At 73.7% G+C, this 20,870-nt stretch carries 17 protein-coding genes and 1 pseudogene; 13 read left to right on the top strand and 5 right to left on the bottom strand.

The features are described from left to right. Positions 1-183: 183 nt before the first annotated feature. The 3 genes from QDR37_RS12305 (at position 184) to QDR37_RS12295 (ending at position 2,048) form a co-directional block, all read left to right on the top strand. Positions 184-663: an FHA domain-containing protein gene (locus QDR37_RS12305; protein ID WP_279714067.1), complete on the top strand. Its 480-nt coding sequence runs from the start codon at positions 184-186 to the stop codon at positions 661-663. A 5-nt stretch (positions 664-668) separates the two neighbouring features. Continuing rightward, the gene (locus tag QDR37_RS12300; protein ID WP_279714066.1) at positions 669-1,361 is read left to right on the top strand and encodes a MerR family transcriptional regulator; all 693 of its coding nucleotides are present in this window, start codon (positions 669-671) and stop codon (positions 1,359-1,361) included. Positions 1,362-1,502: 141 nt separating this feature from the next. Further along, a complete protein-coding gene (locus QDR37_RS12295) occupies positions 1,503-2,048 on the top strand; it encodes a MerR family transcriptional regulator (RefSeq protein WP_279714065.1) in 546 nt (181 codons plus the stop codon). Between the two features lie 388 nt (positions 2,049-2,436). Here the strand turns inward: QDR37_RS12295 and QDR37_RS12290 are convergent, their stop codons facing one another. Then, a complete protein-coding gene (locus QDR37_RS12290; RefSeq protein WP_279714064.1) occupies positions 2,437-3,264 on the bottom strand; it encodes a ParA family protein in 828 nt (275 codons plus the stop codon). A gap of 79 nt (positions 3,265-3,343) precedes the next feature. Between QDR37_RS12290 and QDR37_RS12285 the strand changes: the two genes are divergently transcribed. From QDR37_RS12285 to QDR37_RS12275, 3 genes are all read left to right on the top strand, one after another. After that, positions 3,344-6,742, top strand: coding sequence for a pyruvate carboxylase (locus QDR37_RS12285; RefSeq protein ID WP_279714063.1), 3,399 nt, complete (start codon positions 3,344-3,346; stop codon positions 6,740-6,742). A 207-nt stretch (positions 6,743-6,949) separates the two neighbouring features. Then, positions 6,950-8,662 (top strand): MinD/ParA family protein, encoded by a 1,713-nt coding sequence (locus QDR37_RS12280; RefSeq protein WP_279714062.1) that lies wholly within the window; start codon positions 6,950-6,952, stop codon positions 8,660-8,662. A 13-nt stretch (positions 8,663-8,675) separates the two neighbouring features. Then, positions 8,676-9,182, top strand: coding sequence for a peptide deformylase (locus QDR37_RS12275; RefSeq protein ID WP_279714061.1), 507 nt, complete (start codon positions 8,676-8,678; stop codon positions 9,180-9,182). Between the two features lie 26 nt (positions 9,183-9,208). On the opposite strand, the gene QDR37_RS12270 is transcribed toward QDR37_RS12275, so the two are convergent. After that, positions 9,209-11,029 carry an AMP-dependent synthetase/ligase gene (locus tag QDR37_RS12270; protein ID WP_279714060.1) on the bottom strand — a complete coding sequence of 607 codons (1,821 nt, stop codon included), beginning with the start codon at positions 11,027-11,029 and terminating at the stop codon, positions 9,209-9,211. 69 nt (positions 11,030-11,098) lie between these two features. Here QDR37_RS12270 and QDR37_RS12265 point away from each other — a divergent pair, with 69 nt between their 5' ends. The 3 genes from QDR37_RS12265 to QDR37_RS12255 all read left to right on the top strand — a co-directional run bounded on the left by QDR37_RS12265 (position 11,099) and on the right by QDR37_RS12255 (position 14,210). Continuing rightward, complete coding sequence (locus tag QDR37_RS12265) at positions 11,099-12,070, top strand: ROK family protein (RefSeq protein ID WP_279714059.1); 972 nt, start codon at positions 11,099-11,101, stop codon at positions 12,068-12,070. 67 nt (positions 12,071-12,137) lie between these two features. Beyond that, positions 12,138-12,827 (top strand): lysophospholipid acyltransferase family protein, encoded by a 690-nt coding sequence (locus tag QDR37_RS12260; protein ID WP_279714058.1) that lies wholly within the window; start codon positions 12,138-12,140, stop codon positions 12,825-12,827. A 6-nt stretch (positions 12,828-12,833) separates the two neighbouring features. Continuing rightward, the gene (locus tag QDR37_RS12255; protein ID WP_279714057.1) at positions 12,834-14,210 is read left to right on the top strand and encodes a 3-deoxy-7-phosphoheptulonate synthase class II; all 1,377 of its coding nucleotides are present in this window, start codon (positions 12,834-12,836) and stop codon (positions 14,208-14,210) included. A 316-nt stretch (positions 14,211-14,526) separates the two neighbouring features. On the opposite strand, the pseudogene QDR37_RS12250 reads toward QDR37_RS12255, so the two are convergent. Further along, positions 14,527-15,588: pseudogene (locus QDR37_RS12250) on the bottom strand (protein kinase); the annotation flags it as partial. Positions 15,589-15,670: 82 nt separating this feature from the next. Further along, positions 15,671-16,675, bottom strand: a complete 1,005-nt coding sequence (locus QDR37_RS12245; protein ID WP_279714056.1) for a LysM domain-containing protein — start codon at positions 16,673-16,675, stop codon at positions 15,671-15,673. A gap of 146 nt (positions 16,676-16,821) precedes the next feature. Between QDR37_RS12245 and QDR37_RS12240 the strand changes: the two genes are divergently transcribed. Then, a complete protein-coding gene (locus QDR37_RS12240) occupies positions 16,822-17,163 on the top strand; it encodes an Rv2175c family DNA-binding protein (protein ID WP_279714055.1) in 342 nt (113 codons plus the stop codon). 183 nt (positions 17,164-17,346) lie between these two features. Here QDR37_RS12240 and QDR37_RS12235 read toward each other — a convergent pair whose 3' ends face one another. After that, the gene (locus tag QDR37_RS12235; protein WP_279714054.1) at positions 17,347-18,465 is read right to left on the bottom strand and encodes a polyprenyl synthetase family protein; all 1,119 of its coding nucleotides are present in this window, start codon (positions 18,463-18,465) and stop codon (positions 17,347-17,349) included. Positions 18,466-18,554: 89 nt separating this feature from the next. Between QDR37_RS12235 and QDR37_RS12230 the strand changes: the two genes are divergently transcribed. The 3 genes from QDR37_RS12230 (at position 18,555) to rsmH (ending at position 20,842) form a co-directional block, all read left to right on the top strand. After that, positions 18,555-18,896 carry a DUF3040 domain-containing protein gene (locus tag QDR37_RS12230; RefSeq protein ID WP_279714053.1) on the top strand — a complete coding sequence of 114 codons (342 nt, stop codon included), beginning with the start codon at positions 18,555-18,557 and terminating at the stop codon, positions 18,894-18,896. Between the two features lie 345 nt (positions 18,897-19,241). Beyond that, positions 19,242-19,673 carry a division/cell wall cluster transcriptional repressor MraZ gene (gene mraZ / locus QDR37_RS12225; protein WP_279714052.1) on the top strand — a complete coding sequence of 144 codons (432 nt, stop codon included), beginning with the start codon at positions 19,242-19,244 and terminating at the stop codon, positions 19,671-19,673. A 191-nt stretch (positions 19,674-19,864) separates the two neighbouring features. Beyond that, the gene (gene rsmH, locus QDR37_RS12220; protein WP_279714867.1) at positions 19,865-20,842 is read left to right on the top strand and encodes a 16S rRNA (cytosine(1402)-N(4))-methyltransferase RsmH; all 978 of its coding nucleotides are present in this window, start codon (positions 19,865-19,867) and stop codon (positions 20,840-20,842) included. Positions 20,843-20,870: the final 28 nt, after the last annotated feature.

The following is a 20,870-nucleotide window of genomic DNA, read 5'->3' as shown; positions in this document are numbered from 1 at the left end:
GGCGGCGTCCGACGACGGCCGGAAGCGGCGCAGCGGCGCCCGCACCTGGCGGCGGTCCCGGCCCTCGTGCTCTACTTGAGACTCGATGCCGCATCCGGCATCCCGATGCGACGGCGGATCGACCGAGGCGGAACGACACGCCGAGGGGACCCGCTAGCCTGGAGCGCCGAAGGAGGTCGCCGAATGGTCGATGAGCGCGACGATCGCCGCCGAGGACGCCGTCACGAGGCCTACACGGGCCCCGAGACCACCGCGTCGTTCGGCTACGAGTTCGGCTCCCAGCTCGCCGCCATGCAGGGCCGCTCCTCCGAGGAGCAGGCCGCGGTGAACGCGCTGCCGTCGGGCTCGGCCCTGCTCGTCGTGCGCCGCGGCCCGAACGTGGGGGCGCGGTTCCTCCTCGACCAGGACGTCACCATCGCGGGGCGGCACCCGTCGGCCGACATCTTCCTCGACGACGTCACCGTCTCCCGTCGCCACGCGCAGTTCACGCGCCACGGCACGGCCTTCGAGGTGAAGGATCTCGGCAGCCTGAACGGCACCTACTTCGACGGCGTCCGCATCGAGACGGCGCTCCTCTCCGACGGGGCCGAGGTGCAGATCGGCAAGTTCCGGCTCACCTTCTACGCCTCGCGCCTCGACCTCGCCCGCCTCGCCGCGAGGTGAGCGCCGTGCTGCCGCAGCGTCGCGAGCCGGCGACGCTGCCCACCACGTTCAGCATCGGGCAGGTGCTCGGCCGGCTCGCGGACGACTTCCCCGAGCTCAGCCCGTCGAAGCTGCGCTTCCTCGAGGACCGCGGCCTCATCCAGCCGGCACGCACCGCGTCCGGCTACCGCAGCTTCACCCAGGCCGACATCGAGCGCATCACGCTCGTGCTGCTCATGCAGCGCGACCACTACCTGCCGCTCAAGGTCATCCGCAAGTACCTCGCCGACCTCGATGCCGGCCGCGAGCCGGCCTGGCCGGGCACCGCCGCCGGTGCGCCGTCGATCCTCGGCACCGAGCGCCGCTTCACGCGCGACGAGCTGCTCGCCGAGACCGAGGCGAAGGCCGACCTGCTGAACGACGCGGTCTCGAACGGGCTGATGCCGGCGACCGACGCGTACGACGAGACCGCGGTCGCGACGCTGAAGGCGCTCGTCGACCTCCGCGTCGCGGGCATCGAGCCCCGGCACCTGCGGGCCATGCGCATCGCCGCCGAGCGCGAGATCGAGCTCGTCGCGAACGCGTTGCTGCCGATGCGCCGGCGGCCCGACGCGGCGAGCCGGGCGAAGGCCGACGAGCGCGCGATCGAGCTCGCGAACCGCATCGAGACCGTCCGGTCGGCGCTCGTGAAGCAGGCCCTCGCGAAGCACGCGTCGTGACCCCCTGCCCCATACCCGGTGCGACACGCCAGACCCCCGTGTCCGGATGTCGTTGCCCGAGGGGCTCCCGCTCTGTAGCGTGACCTCCGAACGCGGCCCCGCCGTTGGCGGGGGCGCATGGGGGGTGGAAGGCAGTCCTACATGACTGAGGTGAACCGGAGCGAAGACCGGTACGACCTCGGCTTGCTGTTCACAGACGGCATGCCGGAGTTGGACGACTCTGCTGGCTACCGCGGCGTGATCGCCGCGCGGGCCGCGGGGATCACGTACCGGCAGCTCGACTACTGGGCGAGGACAGGACTCGTCGAGCCGACGATCCGCGGGGCGGCGGGGAGCGGCTCCCAGCGGCTGTACGGCTTCCGCGACATCCTGGTGCTCAAGCTCGTGAAGCGCCTGCTCGACACGGGGGTGTCGTTGCAGCAGATCCGCACCGCGGTCGAGCAGCTTCGTGACGCGGGCATCACGAGCCTCGCGCAGACCACGCTGATGAGCGACGGCGCGAGCGTGTACCTGTGCACGTCGAACGAGGAGGTCATCGACCTCGTCAACCGCGGCCAGGGTGTGTTCGGCATCGCGGTGGGCAAGGTGCTCCGCGAGGTCGAGTCGAACCTCGTCGAGCTCGACGCCGAGACCTCGGACCCGATGGACGAGCTGGCGCAGCGCCGCGCGGCGCGGGCCGCCGGCTGAGCCTTCCGCAGCAGCGACGACTTCCGCGGGTGCCCGCGCCGACCTGATCGGCGCGGGCACCCGCGTCGCGTCTCCGGCCGCGAGCGCTTCCGCATGCCGTGGGGACGCCTGTATGCGCACGGACGCCTACTGGTCTCCCCACGGCATACCCACGGGGCACACGGCGCTGCTGGCGCGACGCGGTCGGCATGCGTACCGCGGAACCACGGCTACCGCGCGACGTCCACCGCGGCGTCCGGCCGAGTACCGCGTGTAGGTGATCCGCCCTCGTGTAGGTGCGACACGCGGCTTCAGTACCTACGCCAGGGCGAAGTACCTACACGCGGTCCCGGACGGCCGCGACGCGGAGGCCGCACGGTCGGGGACCGCGACCGCGCAGGGGAGGGGCTCAGGCGCCCTTCGCGACCTGCTGGACCGGGCCCGTCGCGTACTCGCCGACGCGTCCCGTGCGCAGGATGCGCTCGAGCAGCTGGTCGAACATGCCCGCGAGCTCCTGGGCGCTCTCACCCGGCCACACGTGCAGCGGCTTCGCCGCGCCCTGCGCCTGCTGCAGCGACGTGCGCTCCGGCAGCTGCGGGCTGAGCACCAGCGGGCCGAACATGTCGCGCAGCTCCTTGATGCGGAACTGGTGCTCGAGGCTCTGCATGCGCGCGCGGTTCACGACGATCCCGAGCGGCTGGAGGCGCGGCGACAGGCCGCGGCGGATCTCCTCGATCGCGCGCAGGGCGCGGTCGGCTGCGGCCACCGAGAACAGGCCCGGCTCCGTGACGACCGTGACCCGGTCGCTCGCGGCCCACGCGGTGCGCGTGAGGGCGTTGAGGCTCGGCGCGCAGTCGACGAGCACGAGGTCGTACTCGGCCTCGACGTGCGCGAGGGCCTCCTCGAGCTTCCAGATGTCGCGCACCGACGGGTGCGGCCCGTCGAAGTTGATGGCGGACGGCGACCCGACCATCACGTCGATGATGCCGCCGCGTCCGCGCGTCCAGCCGCTCGGCGTGATGGCCTGGCGGACCGTCTTCTCCTTCGGCGAGGCGAGCACGTCGGCCACGTTCACCGGCGAGACGGGCACGTCCATGCCGGTCGAGACATCGGCCTGCGGGTCGAGATCGACGACGAGGGTCGGGACACCCTTCGCATAGGCCGCGGATGCGAGGCCCAGCGTCACCGTCGTCTTCCCGACGCCGCCCTTCAGCGAGGAGACGCTCAGCACATGCACGGCCACTAGGTTAGCGGCGTGCCCGGGGAGTCTCCGGGGACGACACCCCCCGCGCGTCGACAGCGAGGAGTCCGGCGAAGTGTTCGAGAAGATCCTGGTCGCCAACCGCGGCGAGATCGCCATCCGTGCCTTCCGGGCCGCGTACGAGCTGGGCGCGCGCACCGTCGCGGTCTTCCCGTACGAGGACCGCGACTCGCTGCACCGGCAGAAGGCCGACGAGGCCTACCTGATCGGCGAGCCCGGGCACCCGGTGCGCGCCTACCTCGACGTGGCCGAGATCATCCGCGTCGCGAAGGAGTCGGGTGCCGACGCCGTCTACCCGGGCTACGGCTTCCTGTCCGAGAACCCCGGCCTCGCCGAGGCGTGCGAGGCGAACGGCATCACCTTCATCGGGCCGCCCGCCCGCGTGCTCCGCTCCGCCGGCAACAAGGTGACCGCGAAGGAGCAGGCGATCGCCGCCGGCGTGCCGGTGCTCAGGTCGTCGGCGCCGAGCAGCGACCTCGAGGAGCTGCTCGCCGCCGCGGACGGCATCGGCTTCCCGATCTTCGCGAAGGCCGTCGCGGGCGGTGGCGGCCGCGGCATGCGGCGCGTCGAGCGCCGCGAGGACCTGGCGGAGGCGCTCGAGAGCGCGATGCGCGAGGCCGACAGCGCCTTCGGCGACCCCACGATGTTCCTCGAGCAGGCCGTGCTGCGGCCGCGGCACATCGAGGTGCAGATCCTCGCCGACGGCGCGGGCACCACCCTGCACCTCTTCGAGCGCGACTGCTCCGTGCAGCGGCGGCACCAGAAGGTCGTCGAGATCGCTCCGGCGCCGAACCTCTCCGACGACGTCCGGCAAGCCCTCTACCGCGACGCCGTCGCCTTCGCCGAGTCGATCGGCTACGTGAACGCCGGCACCGTCGAGTTCCTGCTCGACACCGCGGGCGACCGTGCGGGGGAGCACGTCTTCATCGAGATGAACCCCCGCATCCAGGTCGAGCACACGGTGACGGAGGAGATCACCGACGTCGACCTCGTGCAGTCGCAGATGCGCATCGCCGCGGGGGAGACGATGGCCGATCTCGGGCTCCGCCAGGAGGACCTGCGGATCCGCGGGGCGGCGCTGCAGTGCCGCATCACGACCGAGGACCCGAACGCGAACTTCCGTCCCGACACCGGCCGCATCACCACCTACCGGTCGCCGGGCGGTGCGGGCGTGCGCCTCGACGGCGGCACGATCAACCCGGGCGCGCAGATCAGCCCGCACTTCGACTCGATGCTCGCGAAGCTCACCTGCCGGGGCCGCGACTTCGGGGCCGCCGTCGCCCGCGAGAAGCGGGCCCTCGCCGAGTTCCGCATCCGCGGCGTCGCCACGAACATCCCGTTCCTGCAGGCCGTGCTCGACGACCCGTCGTTCGCCGCCGGCGACCTCTCGACCTCGTTCATCGAGGAGCGTCCGGGGCTCTTCCGCCAGAACCCGTCGCGCGACCGCGGCACGAAGATCCTGAACCACCTCGCCGACGTCACGGTGAACCAGCCGAACGGCGCCCTGCCCCGCGGACCCCGGCCCGCCGACAAGCTGCCCGCCGTGGACCTGCACGCACCGGCTCCCGCGGGTTCGAGGCAGCGGCTGCTCGAGCTCGGCCCCGCGGGCTGGGCGAAGGCGCTCCGCGAGCAGACCGCGCTCGCCGTCACCGAGACCACCTTCCGCGACGCGCACCAGTCGCTGCTCGCCACCCGCGTGCGCACCCGCGACCTCGCTGCCGTCGCGCCGCACGTCGCGCGGCTCACCCCGCAGCTGCTCACCGTCGAGGCGTGGGGCGGCGCGACCTACGACGTCGCGCTGCGCTTCCTCGGCGAGGACCCCTGGGAGCGGCTCGCCACGCTGCGGGAGGCGCTGCCGAACGTCGCGATCCAGATGCTGCTCCGCGGCCGCAACACGGTCGGCTACACCCCGTATCCGACCGAGGTGACCGACGCGTTCGTGCGTGAGGCCGCCGCGACCGGCGTCGACGTGTTCCGCATCTTCGACGCGCTGAACGACGTGGCGCAGATCCGGCCGGCGGTCGACGCGGTGCTCGCCACCGGTACCGCCGTCGCCGAGACGGGCCTCTGCTACACCGCGGACCTCCTCGACCCGAACGAGACGCTGTACACGCTCGACTACTACCTGCGCCTCGCCGAGCAGATGGTGCAGGCGGGTGCGCACGTGCTCGCCATCAAGGACATGGCGGGCCTGCTGCGCCCCTTCGCCGCCGCGAAGCTCGTCACCGCGCTGCGCCAGGAGTTCGAGCTCCCCGTGCACGTGCACACGCACGACACCGCGGGCGGCCAGCTCGCCACGCTGCTCGCCGCCAGCGCCGCGGGGGCGGACGCGGTCGACGTGGCGAGCGCGCCGATGGCCGGCACGACGAGCCAGCCCTCCTTCTCGGCACTCGTCGCCGCGCTCGCGCACACCGAGCGCGACACCGGCATCCCGCTGCAGGCCGTGTCCGACCTCGAGCCGTACTGGGAGGCCGTCCGCGGCCTCTACAAGCCGTTCGAGTCCGGTCTGCCGGGGCCGACGGGCCGGGTCTACAAGCACGAGATCCCGGGCGGCCAGCTCTCGAACCTCCGCCAGCAGGCGATCGCGCTCGGGCTCGCCGACCGGTTCGAGCTGATCGAGGACCTCTACGCCGCCTCGAACGAGATCCTCGGGCGCATCCCGAAGGTGACGCCGTCGTCGAAGGTCGTCGGCGACCTCGCCCTCCAGCTGGCGGCCACCGAGGCCGACCCGCACGACTTCGAGGAGCACCCCGAGCGCTACGACATCCCCGACTCGGTGATCGGCTTCATGGCCGGTGAGCTCGGCGACCTGCCCGGCGGGTGGCCGGAGCCGTTCCGGAGCCGGGTGCTCGCCGGCCGCGACGTGAAGGTGGGCGTCACGCCGCTCTCCGATGACGACCGGGCCGCGCTCGACGGCGACGGCGCCACCCGTCGCGCGACCCTGAACCGCCTGCTGTTCCCGGGGCCGACGCGCATCTTCACCGAGCAGCGCGAGCAGTTCGGCGACCTCTCCGTGCTCGACACCGCCGACTACCTCTACGGGCTGCAGCCCGGGGCCGAGCACATCGTGCGCATCGGCCGGGGCGTGCTGCTGTTCGTGGGGCTCGAGGCGATCGGCGAGGCCGACGACAAGGGCATGCGCACGGTCATGACCACCCTGAACGGGCAGCTCCGACCCGTGTACGTGCGCGACCGGAGCATCACGGTCGTGACCCGGTCGGCGGAGAAGGCCGACCCGAACCGCGCCGGCCACGTCGGCGCGCCCTTCGCGGGGGTCGTCACCGTCAAGGTCGAGCAGGGGCAGCGGGTCGAGCCCGGCGAGACGATCGCGACGATCGAGGCCATGAAGATGGAGGCGTCGATCACGACGCCCGTCGCCGGCTCCGTCGGCCGGCTCGCGGTGCAGGGCACCGCGCAGGTCGAGGCGGGGGATCTGCTCGTCGTGGTGGAATGAGCGACGCGGCGGGCGCGGACTCGGGCTCGTCGTCCTCCGGAGCCCGGGACGGGCTCCGGCGCTGGGGTCGCGGGGGAGGCCAGAAATGGCCTCCCCTCCTGGCTCCACCCCGCGGCGACGCCCAGAGCTCCGGCGCCCGCGACACGCCCCCAACCCGCGTGGCGCGCCTCCGGGGGACGGCGCAACCCTCAAGTTAGAGTCGAACCCGTGACCCCCGTCAAGGGAGCTGAAGCCGTGGCGAACAAGCGCAAGAAGCCGGACCTGCCCGCAGGCCACGGCGACGCGTCGCGCCACGACGAGCCGCTCCAGGTGAGCCTCGTGACCCGCGCCGCCGGGGACGAGGTCGGCGTCGCGTCCGCGGCGGTCCCCGACGTCGCGTCCGCCGCCCCCGAGCACGAGGACGTCCGTCCCGCTCGCGCGACGCACACCGGCACGCTGGTCCGGCCGGGTCTCACCCGCCTGCTCGAGGAGCGCGCCCGCCTGGCCGAGCACCCCTCCATCGAAGTCGAGCTGCCGCCCCTGCCGCGGAGCGAGATGCCCGAGGACGAGGCGCGGGTCCGCATCGACGACAGCACGATCGACCCCGGCGGGCTCGCCCCGGCCGGCACGGCGAGCATCTCGCTCCTCGCGAGCACGGGTGACGTCCCGGCGATCGAGGCCGCCCCCGAGCCGTGGCGCCCGAGCGGCGACCGGGTCACCGGCCCCCAGGCGTTCAGCACGGGCGCGATCGCGCGCACGACCGGTCCCGTTCCGCGCACCACGGGAGGCCTGCCGCGCACCACCGGCGGCATGCCCGCCGTCCCGCGCCGCACCGGCGCCGCCTACGACGCCCTGCTGGGCGGCGCGCGGGTCAGCCCGCACGGTCCGCTCGGCGGCCACCTGCCCGGCGCGACCGGCGAGGTCCCGCGACTCGACGGCGCAGGCACCGCGACGAGGCGCGAGCGCCGCGCCGGCACGCCCGCGGGTGAGCCCGAGTCGGCGGCGATGCTCACGCCCGACCGCCTCATCGAGGGCGGCGGGCGGCCGCGGCAGGCGCCGACCGGCACGTGGAACAGGTTCGTCTACGCCGCCACCTTCAAGAAGCTGAACCTCGGCGACTCCGCGATCGAGCGCATCCGCAAGGAGCAGGCGGGCCGCATCGCGAAGCAGTTCGAGGGCGGCACCCGGTTCGTGCCGGTGCTCACCCGCAAGGGCGGCGTCGGCAAGACGACCGTCACAACGCTGCTCGGCATGACCCTCGCCACGCTGCGCGAGGACCGCATCATCGCCGTCGACGCGAACCCGGACCGCGGCACGCTGTCCGAGCGGGTGCCCAAGCAGACCCGCGCGACCGTCCGCGACGTCGTCACCCGTGCGAGCGCGATCACCGGCTTCACCGACTTCAGCACGCTGGTCTCCCGCGACGAGACGCGCCTCGACATCCTCGCGTCGGACACCGACCCACTGCTCTCGGAGGCGTTCGACGAGAACGACTACAACGTCGTCGCCGACCTCGCCGCTCGCTACTACTCGATCGTCCTCACCGACTGCGGCACCGGCATCGTCCACTCGGTCATGCGGGCGACGCTCCAGCGGGCGGACTCCGTCGTGATCGTGTCGGGCGGCAGCGTCGACGAGGCGCGGCTCGCCTCCGAGACCCTCACGTGGCTCGAGGCGAACGGGTACGGCGACCTCGTCCGCAACGCCGTCGTCGCGATCAACACGGCGACGCACGGCACGAGTCTCGTGAAGCTCGACGAGATCGAGACCCACTTCGCGAGCCGCGTGCGCGCGATCGTGCGCATCCCCTACGACGCGCAGCTCGCCGCCGGCTCCGTCGTCTCGTACAAGGACCTGAAGCAGACCACGAAGGACGCGTCGCGCGAGCTCGCGGCGCTCGTCGTCGACGGGCTCCCGGCGAGGCGCGAGGTCGAGGTCTGACACGCTTGACGGCGTGACCGTCCGCGACATCCGACTCTTCGGCGACCCGGTGCTGCGCACCGTGGCCGAGCCCGCGGGGGAGCCGGACGAGCGGCTCGAGGCCCTCGTGCAGGACCTGCTCGACACCGTGAGGGTGCCCGGACGCGCGGGCGTCGCCGCGAACCAGATCGGCGTCGCCACCCGCGCCTTCGCCTACAACGTCGACGGGCAGGTCGGCTACCTGCTCGACCCCGAGCTCGCCGAGGTGCGCGGCGAGCCGACGCTGTTCGACGAGGGCTGCCTCTCCGTGCCCGACCTCAGCTTCCCGATCCGCCGCCACCCCTGGGCGCGCTCGACCGGCCGGCTGCTCGACGGGAGCACGGCTGAGGTCGTCGGTGAGGGGGTGCTGGCCGAGGCGCTGCAGCACGAGCAGGACCACCTCGACGGCCGGGTCTACCTGCAGCGGCTCGAGCCCGAGGTGCGCCGCGAGGCGATGGCGGCGGTGCGCCGGTCGCCCTGGTTCCTGAGCCGCACCCCCTGAGGGCGGCCTCGGCGCCGGGCCGGAGGTCAGTGCGCCGCGGTCTCGCGGCTGCGCTTCGCGTCGCTGTAGAGGCGCTCGATGTCGGCGGCGTGCCGCTCGAGGATGACGTGCCGCTTGATGCTCAGCTTCGGCGTCAACGTGCCGTCGGCCTCGCTGAAGTCCGTGGGCAGGATCGCGAAGGCGCGGATGCCCTCCGCCCGGGACACGTGCGTGTTCGCGGCGTCGACGGCCCGCTGCACCTCGTCGCGCACCGCCGGCAGCTCGGCCGCCTGCGCAGGGGAGAGGGACGGGTCCTCGCCGTGGTTCGTGAGCCAGGTGGGCAGCATGTCGGCGTCGAGCGTGACGAGCGCGGCGATGAACGGGCGCCCGTCGCCGACGACCACCACCTGGCTCACGATCGGGTTCGCCCGCATCGCGTCCTCGAGCTCGGCGGGCGCGACGTTCTTGCCGCCCGCGGTGACGATGATCTCCTTCTTGCGGCCGGTGATCGTGAGGTAGCCATCGTCGTCGAGGCGGCCGAGGTCGCCGGTGCGGAACCACCCGTCGTCGAACGTCTCGGCGGTCGCCTCGGGGTTCCGCCAGTACTCGCGGAACACCTGGATGCCACGGGTCTCGACCTCGCCGTCGTCGGCGATGCGCACCGCGATGCCCGGCAGCACCGTGCCGACCGTGCCGATCTTGAAGCGCGACGGCCGGTTGACGGTGGTCGGCGCCGTCGTCTCGGTGAGCCCGTAGCCCTCGAGGATCGTCACGCCGATGGCCCGGTAGAAGTGCCCGAGCCGCACGCCGAGCGGCGCCGACCCGGACACGGCCCACCGGACGTGCCCGCCGAGCGCCCGGCGCAGGGTGCGGAACACGAGCGCGTTCGCGACCGCGTACTTCGCGGCGAGCGCCGCGGGCACGTGACCCGCGTCCTTCGCCTCGCTCCAGGCGATGCCGGTGGCGGCCGCCCAGCGGAAGACGTCGCCGCGGCCGCTGCTCTCGGCCTTCTGCTCGGCGGAGTTGTAGACCTTCTCGAACACCCGGGGGACCGCGAGCAGGAACGTCGGCTGGAACGACGCGAGCGCCGGCAGCAGCCGTGACGTGTCGGCCTGGTGCCCGACCTGCACGCCGCCGTGCACGGCGAGCACCGAGATGAAGCGTGCGAACACGTGCGCGAGGGTGATGAAGAGGAGCGTCGACGCGCGCTCGTTGACGACCTCGGGGATCGCGAGGGTCGTGTTGCGGGCGAGCTCGACGAAGTTGCCGTGCGTGAGCACGCACCCCTTGGGGCGCCCGGTGGTGCCCGCCGTGTAGATGATCGTGGCGACGTCGGTCTCGGTGGCGAGCTGCCGCCGCCGGTCGATCTCGGCGTCGTCGATCCCGCGGCCGCGCTCGGCGAGCTTCGCGAGGTCGCCGAGGTGGAGCTGCCAGACGAGGTCGACGTCGGGCAGATCGGGCAGCACCTCGTCGACCCGTGTGTAGTGCTCGGCCGTCTCGACGACGACGCCGCGGGCGCCGGAGTCGGTGAGGATCCATCGCACCTGCTCGGGCGCGCTCGTCTCGTACACCGGCACGACGAGGGCGCCCGCGTACCAGGCGGCGAAGTCGACGAGCGTCCACTCGTAGCTCGTGCGAGCGAGCAGCCCGATGCGGTCGCCGGGCTCGACGCCGGATGCGACGAGGCCCTTCGCGACGGCGATCACCTCGCGCTCGAAGGCGGCGGCGGTCACGTCGTGCCAGCCGTCGCCCTGCGGCTTCGCGAACAGCGGGCGGCCGGGCGTGCTGCGCACACGCAGGGCGAGGAGGTCGGCGACGTTCAGCGCCGGCTCCGCCGGCGCCAGCGCCCGCGCCTCGATCTCCTGCACGTGAAGGCTCCTCGCGTCACCGCCGATCGGCGGGACCTCGATCGTAGCGGGCACCCTAGACTCCGGTCCGTGCAGGCGATCGGCATCGACATCGGAGGCACGAAGATCGCCGGAGCCCTCGTCGACGAGCTCGGCACGATCGTCGAGTCCCGCCGCGTCGCGACCGACGCGGGCGACCCCGGCGCCCTCGAGACGAGCGTCGTCGAGATGGTGCAGGACCTCGCGGGCGGCCGCACCCTGGCCGTCGGCGTCGCGGCCGCCGGCTTCATCGACGCGGGCCAGTCGATCGTCTACTACGCCCCGAACATCCGCTGGCGCAACGAGCCCTTCCGCCAGCGCCTCGAGGCGCGCCTGTCGCTGCCCGTGATCATCGAGAACGACGCGAACGCCGCGGGCTGGGCCGAGTTCCGCTACGGCGCGGGCCGGCTCGTCTCCGACATGGTCATGATCACGAGCGGCACCGGCGTCGGCGGCGCGGTCGTCGCCGACGACCGGCTGCTGCGCGGCGGGTTCGGGGTCGCGGGCGAGCTCGGCCACCTCCGGGTCGTGCCCGACGGGCTGCCGTGCGGCTGCGGCGCGCGCGGCTGCATCGAGCAGTACGGATCCGGGCGGGCCCTGCTGCGGATGGCCAACGCGATCGCCGACGGCGGCGGCATCGGTGTGCCGCTCGCCGAGGCGCGGGCGGCCGCCGGCGGCACCCTCGACGGCGCCGCGATCGCCGCGCTCGTCGACGACGACGACCCGGGCGCCCTCGCCGCCCTCCGGCAGCTCGGCTCGTGGCTCGGGCAGGCCGCCGCGAGCCTCTCCGCGGTGCTCGACCCGCAGCTCTTCGTGATCGGCGGCGGCGTCGCGAGCTCGGGCGACAAGCTGCTCGACCCCATCCGGGCGGCGTACCTCGAGCACCTGCCCGCGCGCGGCTACCACCCCGAGCCCTCGTTCGCGGTCGCCGAGATGCTGAACGACGCGGGCGCCGTCGGGGCGGCCGACCTCGCGCGCATCCACTTCGGCGACCCGATCCACGAGTACCGCTCCCGCGCCTGAGGCACGCGTCCGCGGTGGGCGCGGCCGTCCGGTAGCGTTTCAGGCCGGCGAAAGGGCTGTCCGAAGCGTGCTGTACTTCCTGCTGAAGAACCTGTTCGCGGGTCCCTACATCCGCTCGACCTTCCGGCCGTGGGCGACCGGGCTCGAGAACGTGCCCGACTCGGGTCCCGCGATCCTCGCCTCGAACCACCTGTCGGTGATCGACTCGATCTTCCTGCCGCTCGCGGTGAAGCGTCCCGTCTACTTCCTCGCGAAGAGCGACTACTTCACGGGCCGCGGCCTGCGCGGCTTCGTGATCCGCTGGCTCATGAACTCGCTCGGCCAGCTGTCCATCGACCGCTCCGGGGGGAAGGCGTCCGAGGCGTCGCTGCAGACCGGGCTGCAGGTGCTCCGCCGCGGCGACCTGCTCGGCATCTACCCCGAGGGCACCCGCAGCCCGAACGGCAAGCTCTTCCGCGGCCGAACGGGCGTCGCCCGCATGATCCTCGAGGGTCACGTGCCGGTGATCCCCGTCGCGATGATCGACACCGAGAAGGCGATGCCCATCGGGCGCCGCATCCCGAAGGTGCGCCGCATCGGCGTCGTCATCGGCGAGCCGCTCGACTTCTCCCGCTTCGACGGGCTCGAGTCCGACCGCTTCATCCTCCGGTCGATCACCGACGAGATCATGGTCGCGATCGCCCGCCTCTCGGGCCAGGAGTACCTCGACGTGTACGCGAGCACGCTGCGGCAGGCCGCGCCGGCGAAGGCGGCGTGAACGACGATGTCCGCCACCGAACCCGTCGTCGCCGCGCGTCCCGAGGTCCTCGCCGGCCTCGACCACTGGCGCACGCTGCCCGTCGCCCAGCAGCCCACCTGGCCCGACGGCGGGGCCGTCGAGGCGGTCGCCGCCGAGATCGCCGCGCTGCCGCCGCTCGTCTTCGCGGGCGAGATCGACCAGCTGCGCGCGCGGCTCGCCGCCGCGGCCGCGGGGCGCGCGTTCGTGCTCCAGGGCGGCGACTGCGCCGAGACCTTCTCCGGCGCGACCGCCGATCAGATCCGCTCCCGCGTGAAGACGATCCTGCAGATGGCGGTCGTGCTCACCTACGGCGCGTCCGTGCCGGTGGTGAAGATGGGCCGGATGGCGGGGCAGTTCGCGAAGCCCCGCTCGAGCGACACCGAGACCCGCGACGGCACGACGCTGCCCGCCTACCGCGGCGACATGGTGAACGGCTACGAGTTCACCGCCGCGTCCCGCGCCCACGACCCGCAGCGCCTGGTCCGCGGCTACCACACGGCGGCGGCCACGCTGAACCTGGTGCGGGCGTTCACGCAGGGCGGCTTCGCCGACCTCCGCGAGGTGCACAGCTGGAACAGGGGGTTCGCGACGAACCCCGCGAACCAGCGCTACGAGGGCCTCGCCGGCGAGATCGACCGGGCCGTGCGGTTCATGGAGGCGGCGGGCGCGGACTTCGACGAGCTGAAGCGCGTCGAGTTCTACACCGCCCACGAGGCGCTGCTCATGGAGTACGAGCGGGCGATGACCCGCATCGACTCCCGCAACGGCACGCCCGTCGACACCTCGGCGCACTTCGTCTGGATCGGCGAGCGCACCCGGCAGCTCGGGCACGCGCACCTCGACTTCGTCTCCCGCATCCGCAACCCGATCGGCGTGAAGGTCGGCCCGGCCATGACGGCCGACGAGCTCGAGCGGCTCGTCGACCTCGTGGATCCGGACCGCGAGCCCGGCCGGCTCACGCTCATCACGCGCATGGGCGCGGGTCGCATCCGCGACGCGCTGCCGCCGCTGCTCGAGGCCGCGCAGCGGTTCGAGTCGACGCCGCTCTGGATCACCGACCCGATGCACGGCAACGGCATCACCACGCCGACCGGCTACAAGACCCGTCGCTTCGACGACGTCGTCGACGAGGTGCGCGGGTTCTTCGAGGCGCACCGGCACGCCGGCACCTGGCCGGGTGGCATCCACGTCGAGCTCACGGGCGACGACGTGACCGAGTGCCTCGGCGGTTCCGAGCACATCGACGAGGAGACCCTCTCGACCCGGTACGAATCGCTCTGCGACCCGCGACTGAACCACATGCAGTCGCTCGAGCTCGCCTTCCTCGTCGCCGAGGAGCTCGGGCAGCGGCGCAGCCGCTGAGTCCGGCGGGACCGAGCGGCTACTGGCCGCCGGCGACCACGAGCCGGACGCGCACCCCGGGCGCCGGCGTGGCGCCCGCGCGCAGCGTGTGCCCGGACGCGTCGAGCACGGCGAGCGCCGAGCCCTCCGGGCCACCGGCCGCCCGGTGCAGCACCGGGCCGAGCGCGAGCTCGGCGGCGTGGAGCGCCCGCAGCGCCTCGGGCGTGCTGAGCCCGCGCACGGCCGGCACGCGGCCCGCCGTGGTCGTGAAGCCGGTGAGGCTCGCGCCCCGGGCGGCCGGGGCGCCCGCGGCGCCGAGCGCCCAGCCCGTGCAGGCGGCGACGAGGCCCGCGACCAGCACGATCGCGAACGCCCACGCCCCGCGCTTGTGCGCCTTCGTCGTCGCGGCCTGCAGGCGGGCGACCGCGCCGACGGGCACCGGTGCGCTCGCCCGGGGCCGCATCGGCACCGGAGCCGGGGGCGCGGCCGGCTCGAGCACGCGCGTCGCCGCGGCGGAGGGCAGGACGCTCGTGCGCTGCGCCGGCGCCTGGTCGTCGCGCATCGCGTGCTGCAGCTCGAAGAGGTGGTCGAGCATCGCGCGGGCGTCGCGGGGCCGCTGCTCCGGGTCGCGCGCGGTGGCCCAGAGCGTCAGGTCGTCGAGCGCCGGCGGCACCGACGGGTTCTTCAGCGACGGCGCGGGCACCGAGTCGTTCGCGTGCTGGTAGGCGATCTGCACCGGCTGCTCGCCCTTGAAGGGCTGCTCGCCGACGAGCATCTCGTACATCATGATGCCGACCGCGTAGACGTCGCTGCGGGTGTCCGCGATGCCCCGGGTGACGAGCTCGGGGGAGAGGTACGCGATCGTGCCGAGCAGCGCCTGCCCGCTCGCCGTGTGGCTCGTCGCGGCGCGGGCGAGGCCGAAGTCGCCGATCTTGATGCGGCCGTCGTCGGCGAGCAGCACGTTCTCGGGCTTCAGGTCGCGGTGGATGATGCCCGACTTGTGCGCCGCGACGAGGCCCGCGAGCACCGCCTCGAGGATGTCGATCGTCTGCTCCGGCGTGAGCCGGCCGTACTCGCCGAGCAGGTCCCGCAGGGTGATGCCCTGCAGGTACTCCATGACGAGGTACGCGAGCCCCGCGTCCTGACCCTGGTCGAAGACGTTGACGACGTTCGGGTGCGCCAGGCGGGCCGCGCTGCGCGCCTCCTGGATGAAGCGGTCGCGGAAGCTCGCGTCGTCGGCGAGGTGCGGATGCATGATCTTCACCGCGACGCGACGGTCGAGGCGCAGATCGGTGGCGAGGTACACGGTCGCCATGCCGCCTCGCGCGATGCGGGCGCGGATCTGGTACCGGCTGTCGAGCAGGCGCCCGACCATCGGATCGGGAGGCGCCGCGGTCACGCCGGGCAGTCTACGAACGGCCCTCGCACCTGCCGGGGGCCGCGCCCGGCGTGCCGCGGACTGGCCCGATCCGGTACCGGGCTCAACGGCCCCGGTCGAGGTCCTCGAGCCAGGAGCGGGCGCTGCGCTCCCAGCGCCCGTAGCCGGTCGCGGTGCCGCGCAGCAGCACCGCGGTCGCGACCTCGCCGACGGCGAGGAACTCCCAGCCGGGCAGCTCGAGCAGGCCGCGCGTCCCGCCGCCGGGGAAGCGCGGACCGCGGAGGAACGCGGTCGCCGCCTTCCGCGGGTCGAGGAGCTCGGCCTCGGTGCCCCAGCCGTCGCTCGGGCGCAGCTGCAGCACGCCCACCGCGTCGTCCTCGCCGAAGTCGAGGTTGTGCAGGCACGAGTCCTGCATGGCCGCGGCGAGCGCGACGACGACCGCGTCGTCCGGAGCGCCGAGCAGCCGGCCCGCGGCGACGATGCCCGCGGCGTTCGCGCGCATGTCGCCCGCGAGCACGACGGGGCCGCTCGCGCGGCGCTTCGGTGCCGGCACGACGAGCTCGGAGCCCGCCCGGAGTGCCGCGCCGCGCGACAGCCCGTTCGCGAGCAGCAGCGCGGCGACCGCGACGCCGTGGCGCGCGGCGAGGTCGTCGAGCGTCTCGCCCTCGCGCACCACGTGCACGCCGACGGGCGCGACCGGGTCCGCGGCCCGCGCGGCGGGGCGGACGAGCAGCTCGTCGCCCTCCCGGACGGGTGTGCGCCAGCCGAGGCCGTTCAGCGCGAGCACCGCGGCGGTCGAGACGCCGTGGGCGGCCGCGATGTCGGCGACGGTCTCGTCGGGTCCGACGACGACACGGATCGCCCCCGCGAGCCGGTCCGGCGACGCAGCGGCGACGCCGCTCTCGGACGGAGCGGGGCCCTGGACCGCCACGTGCGCGACATGGGGGACCGGGAGCCCCGCCGGTCCGGCGAACGTGCGGGCGAGCGACCGGATCGTGCCGGGCACGGCGCCGAGCGGCGTCAGGCGCCGCTTCGCGCGTGGTGCCGCGTGGCGCCCCCGCGCCTGCGGCTCCGACTTCGGTCCGTCCGTGGACAGCGTCGAGCTCATCGTTCCCTCTCCGCCTTGCTCCCCCCGGGAAGGCGTGGGAGGAACGGTACCGACGGGCACGACGGAACCGGGGGACCGCCTCGCGCGGAGGTGCGCCTCGTGCCCGCACGTCTTCGGGGGGCAGCCGGGTGCGGCATCCTGGAGGCATGGCGAACGGCGACGAGCGCGACTGGCTGCCGATCCCCGACGTCGCGGAGCGGCTCGGCCTCACCCCGGGCCGCGTCCGGCGGCTGATCGAGGAGCGGCACCTGCTCGCCGTGCGACGGGACGGCGTGCTGCGGATCCCGGCGGCGTTCCTCGGCGACGACGGGCCGCTGCCCGAGCTGCGCGGCACCGCGATCCTGCTGAACGACAGCGGCTTCGACGACGAGAGCGCGGTCTTCTGGCTGCTGAACGAGGAGGAGAGCCTCGGCGCCGCGCCGATCGACGCGCTGCGCGCCGGCCGCAAGGCCGAGGTGCGCCGCGTGGCGCAGGCGCTCGCGCTCTAGCGCCCGCGCACGCTTCCCGCGTTCAGGCCCCCCTCCCGCGTTCAGGCACCACCGGCCTCTGCCGCCTGATCCCGGGCGCACCGCCTGATCCCGGGCGTGATCACGGACCCGCCGCCAACCCGGTCCGGATCCGCGGCGGGTCGGCCGCTCGACCGGATCGGTGCCCGAGGGGAGAGCCGGGCCTCAAGCGACGCGGACGCTCACCGACTCGGCGAGCCCCGACAGCGCGGTCAGCGCGTCGGGCGTCAGGTCGGCGCCGTCGAGGGCGTCGAGCGCGCGGTCGACGTTCTCCGTGATCATCCGCTCGACCTCCTCGATCGCCCCCGAGGAGCGGATGGTCTCCTGCAGCGCCGCGACCTGCTCCGGGTCGAGGTCGGGGTCGCCGAGCAGCTCGTCGACCGTCCGCCGCGCCGACATCGGCAGGCCCTGCCGCGCGAGGGCGATGAGCACCGTGCGCTTGCCCTCGACGAGGTCGTCGCCCGCCGGCTTGCCGGTGACCTCGCTGTCGCCGAAGACGCCGAGCAGGTCGTCACGCAGCTGGAAGGCGATGCCGAGCGGCAGGCCGAAGCCGCGGAGGGCGTGGAGCTGGTCGGGCCGGGCCCGGCCGAGGCACGCCCCGATCGCGAGCGGCGCCTCGATCGAGTACTTCGCCGACTTGTACGTGATGACCCGCTCGGCGTAGGCGATGGCCTTCTCGTCGGGCACCTCGGGCCACGCGGCCTCGGCGACGATGTCGAGGTACTGACCCGCGGTCACGTCGATGCGCATCCGGTTGAACTCGGCGCGGGCGGCGCGGCCCGCCCCCTCGTCGGCGAGCTCGTCGAGGGCTTCGGCGAACAGCTCGTCGCTCCAGACGAGCAGCAGGTCGCCGAGCAGCACCGCCGACGAGCGGCCGAAGCGCTCCGCGTCGCCCACCCGGTCGCGCACGCGGTGCTCGCGCTCGAACAGCCGGTGCGCGGCGGGCATGCCGCGGCGCGTGTCGGAGGAGTCGATGAGGTCGTCGTGCACGAGCGCCGCGGCGTGGAACAGCTCGAGCGCGGCGGCCGCGGACACCACCGCCGGAAGGTCGCGGCGGGGGTCCGTACCGAGCGGATCCTCGAGCCGGTCGCCGCCCTGCACGGCCTGCCATCCCCAGTAGCAGAACCGGGCGCGATAGCGCTTGCCGATCCTCAGAAAGTCCCTTGAGAAGCGGTCGAACACGGCGGCCTCATCGCCGATCGCGGCGAGAATCGGAGTGCGCTCGTCGAGGAACCCGTCGATCCTGGATTGCACGAGATCCACGAGCCTGGCGCCGGCGCTCACGCCGCCTAGCCTAGCCATGGCTCCCGTGGCTACACTCGGCCGGGCGACGGTCGCCTGACCCGTCAACATTCGGTGGAGAGGGAGTCCGGATGCCGCTTTCGGAGCAGGAGCAGCGACTGCTCGACGAGATGGAGCGCAGCCTGTACCACGGCGACGCCGATTTCGTCGCGAGCGTCGGCCGGGTCCGCACCGGCGTGAACTACACCGCCGTCGTCGGTGGCGTGCTGCTCGGCCTCGCGGGGGTCGCGGTGCTGCTCCTCGGCGTCGTCCTCCAGGCGTGGATCGTCGGGGTCGTCGGCTTCGCCGTCATGTTCGCGGGCGTGCTCGTCGCGGTCGGCAACCCTCGCCGCCGCATGCCGCGCGTCCTCCGCCGCCGCAGCCCCCTGCTCGACCGCCTCACCGCTCGCTGGGACCGCCGCCGCCGGGCCTGACGCCCGCCCCTCCTTCCCGAACGCCCCGCGCCGACCCCGGCGACGGGGCGTTCGTCGTTCCTGGGGCGGCGCCGCGGCCGCGGACGCCCTCCACGGCGCTCCACCGGCCCGCGATCCCTCCACTGCGCACCGCCGCCCCCGCGATCCCTGCGTCCCTCGGCGGTTCCCGCGCGCTCCGGCCGCGCGTCGGAGGCGTCGACGGCGTGCGCGGGGGAGGTGGTCGTGCCCCCATTCCGCGGCACATCCGCGCGTGTCGGAGCCCTCGGAAGCGTTCTGTGGTGGAGGAGGTGGAGCGCAGTGGAGTAAAGTGGGGCTAAGACCAGCACTCGGAGGGGGTGGGGTGCCGTGTTCCTCGGTACCTACGCGCCCCGACTCGACGAGAAAGGGCGGATCATCCTGCCGGCCAAGTTCGCGGACGAGCTCGCAGAGGGCGTCGTGATGACCCGCGGGCAGGAGCGCTGCGTGTACGTGTTCAGCGCCGCCGAGTTCGGCAGGATGCACGAGCGGATCCGCCAGGCCCCGGTGACGAGCCGCGATGCGCGCAACTACCTCCGCGTGTTCCTGTCGGGCGCCCACGACGAGACGCCCGACAAGCAGCGCCGGGTCACGATCCCGCCCGCGCTCCGCGCCTACGCCGGGCTCGACCGCGAGCTCGCGGTGCTCGGCGTCGGCGACCGGGTCGAGATCTGGGACGCGAAGGCGTGGGAGACCTACCTCGCCGAGCAGGAGGACGCGTTCTCCGAGACCTCGGGGGAGGTGGTCCCCGGGATCCTCTGACGGTCCGCGACACCCGACTCCCAGCCGTGACGAGCCCTCGCCCCTTCCTCCCTGACGCCACTTCCCCGGCGGCAGGTCGAGGGGTGGGGGGACGTCGAGCCCGCCCTGACACACTTCCCCGGTGGCAGGACGAGGACACGGATGGGGATCCGGTGGCACGGCCCGATAAGGACGCCGGGGGCCGGCGCGACATGACGACCGCCCTCCACGTGCCCGTGCTCCTGCCGGAGACCGTCGAGCTGCTCCGGCCGGCCGTGTCGGCGGAGGGCGACGTCGTCGTCGACGCCACGCTCGGCCTCGGCGGTCACAGCGAGGCGCTGCTGACCGAGTTCCCCGGCCTCACGGTCGTCGGCGTCGACCGCGACCCCGAGGCCCTCGCGCTCGCGAGCGCGCGCCTCGAGCCCTTCGGCGAGCGCTTCCGAGCCGCGAGGGCCGTCTACGACGAGATCCCCGACGTGCTCGACGGGCTCGGGCTGCCGCTCGCGCAGGGCGTGCTGTTCGACCTCGGCGTCTCGTCGCTGCAGCTCGACCGCGACGACCGCGGCTTCAGCTACTCGCGGGACACCCCGCTCGACATGCGGATGGATCCCGACGAGGAGCGCACCGCCGCCGACGTGGTGAACACCGCCGACGAGGCCGAGCTCGCGCGCATCCTCTGGACGTACGGCGAGGAGAAGCTGGCGCGGCGGTACGCCGCCGGCATCGTCGCCGCCCGCCGCACGCGTCCGATCACGACCTCCGCCGAGCTCGTGGCGGTGCTCGAGCCGCTCACGCCGATGCGCGCGAGGAGCGGCCACGGCCATCCGGCGAAGCGGGTCTTCCAGGCGCTCCGCATCGAGGTGAACCGCGAACTGGAGGTGCTCCAGGCCGCGATCCCCGCGGCGCTCGACCGCCTGTCGCTCCACGGCCGGATCGTCGTGCTGTCGTACCATTCGCTCGAGGACCGCATCGTCAAGCGGGCGATCACCGCCCGCACGGTCTCGACCGCCCCTCGGGGACTGCCGGTCGAGCCGGAGGACGCGGCACCCACCTTCACGATGCTCTCCCGGGGCGCACCCGGTGCGGGCGACGCGGAGGTGCAGCAGAACCCCCGGGCCGCATCCGTGCGGCTCCGGGCGGCCGAACGGGTTCGGGGGAACCCGCGCGGCCGAGGAGTACCGCTCCGCTAGGAGCGGCTGGAGTACCAGCAACAGTTGG

Source organism: Amnibacterium sp. CER49, from assembly GCF_029846255.1.
Lineage (GTDB): Bacteria > Actinomycetota > Actinomycetes > Actinomycetales > Microbacteriaceae > Amnibacterium.
The sequence above is the reverse complement of the archived record's forward strand: the minus strand, read 5'-3'. Positions and strand labels throughout refer to the sequence as shown.

What these genes read in the sequence shown, in the direction of transcription:
- QDR37_RS12305 (WP_279714067.1), top strand. Translation starts at nt 184, where the DNA reads ATGGTCGATGAGCGCGACGATCGCCGCCGAGGACGCCGTCACGAGGCC.
- QDR37_RS12295 (WP_279714065.1), top strand. Translation starts at nt 1,503, where the DNA reads ATGACTGAGGTGAACCGGAGCGAAGACCGGTACGACCTCGGCTTGCTG.
- QDR37_RS12255 (WP_279714057.1), top strand. Translation starts at nt 12,834, where the DNA reads ATGTCCGCCACCGAACCCGTCGTCGCCGCGCGTCCCGAGGTCCTCGCC.
- QDR37_RS12245 (WP_279714056.1), bottom strand. Translation starts at nt 16,675, where the DNA reads ATGAGCTCGACGCTGTCCACGGACGGACCGAAGTCGGAGCCGCAGGCG.
- QDR37_RS12240 (WP_279714055.1), top strand. Translation starts at nt 16,822, where the DNA reads ATGGCGAACGGCGACGAGCGCGACTGGCTGCCGATCCCCGACGTCGCG.
- QDR37_RS12230 (WP_279714053.1), top strand. Translation starts at nt 18,555, where the DNA reads ATGCCGCTTTCGGAGCAGGAGCAGCGACTGCTCGACGAGATGGAGCGC.
- rsmH (WP_279714867.1), top strand. Translation starts at nt 19,865, where the DNA reads ATGACGACCGCCCTCCACGTGCCCGTGCTCCTGCCGGAGACCGTCGAG.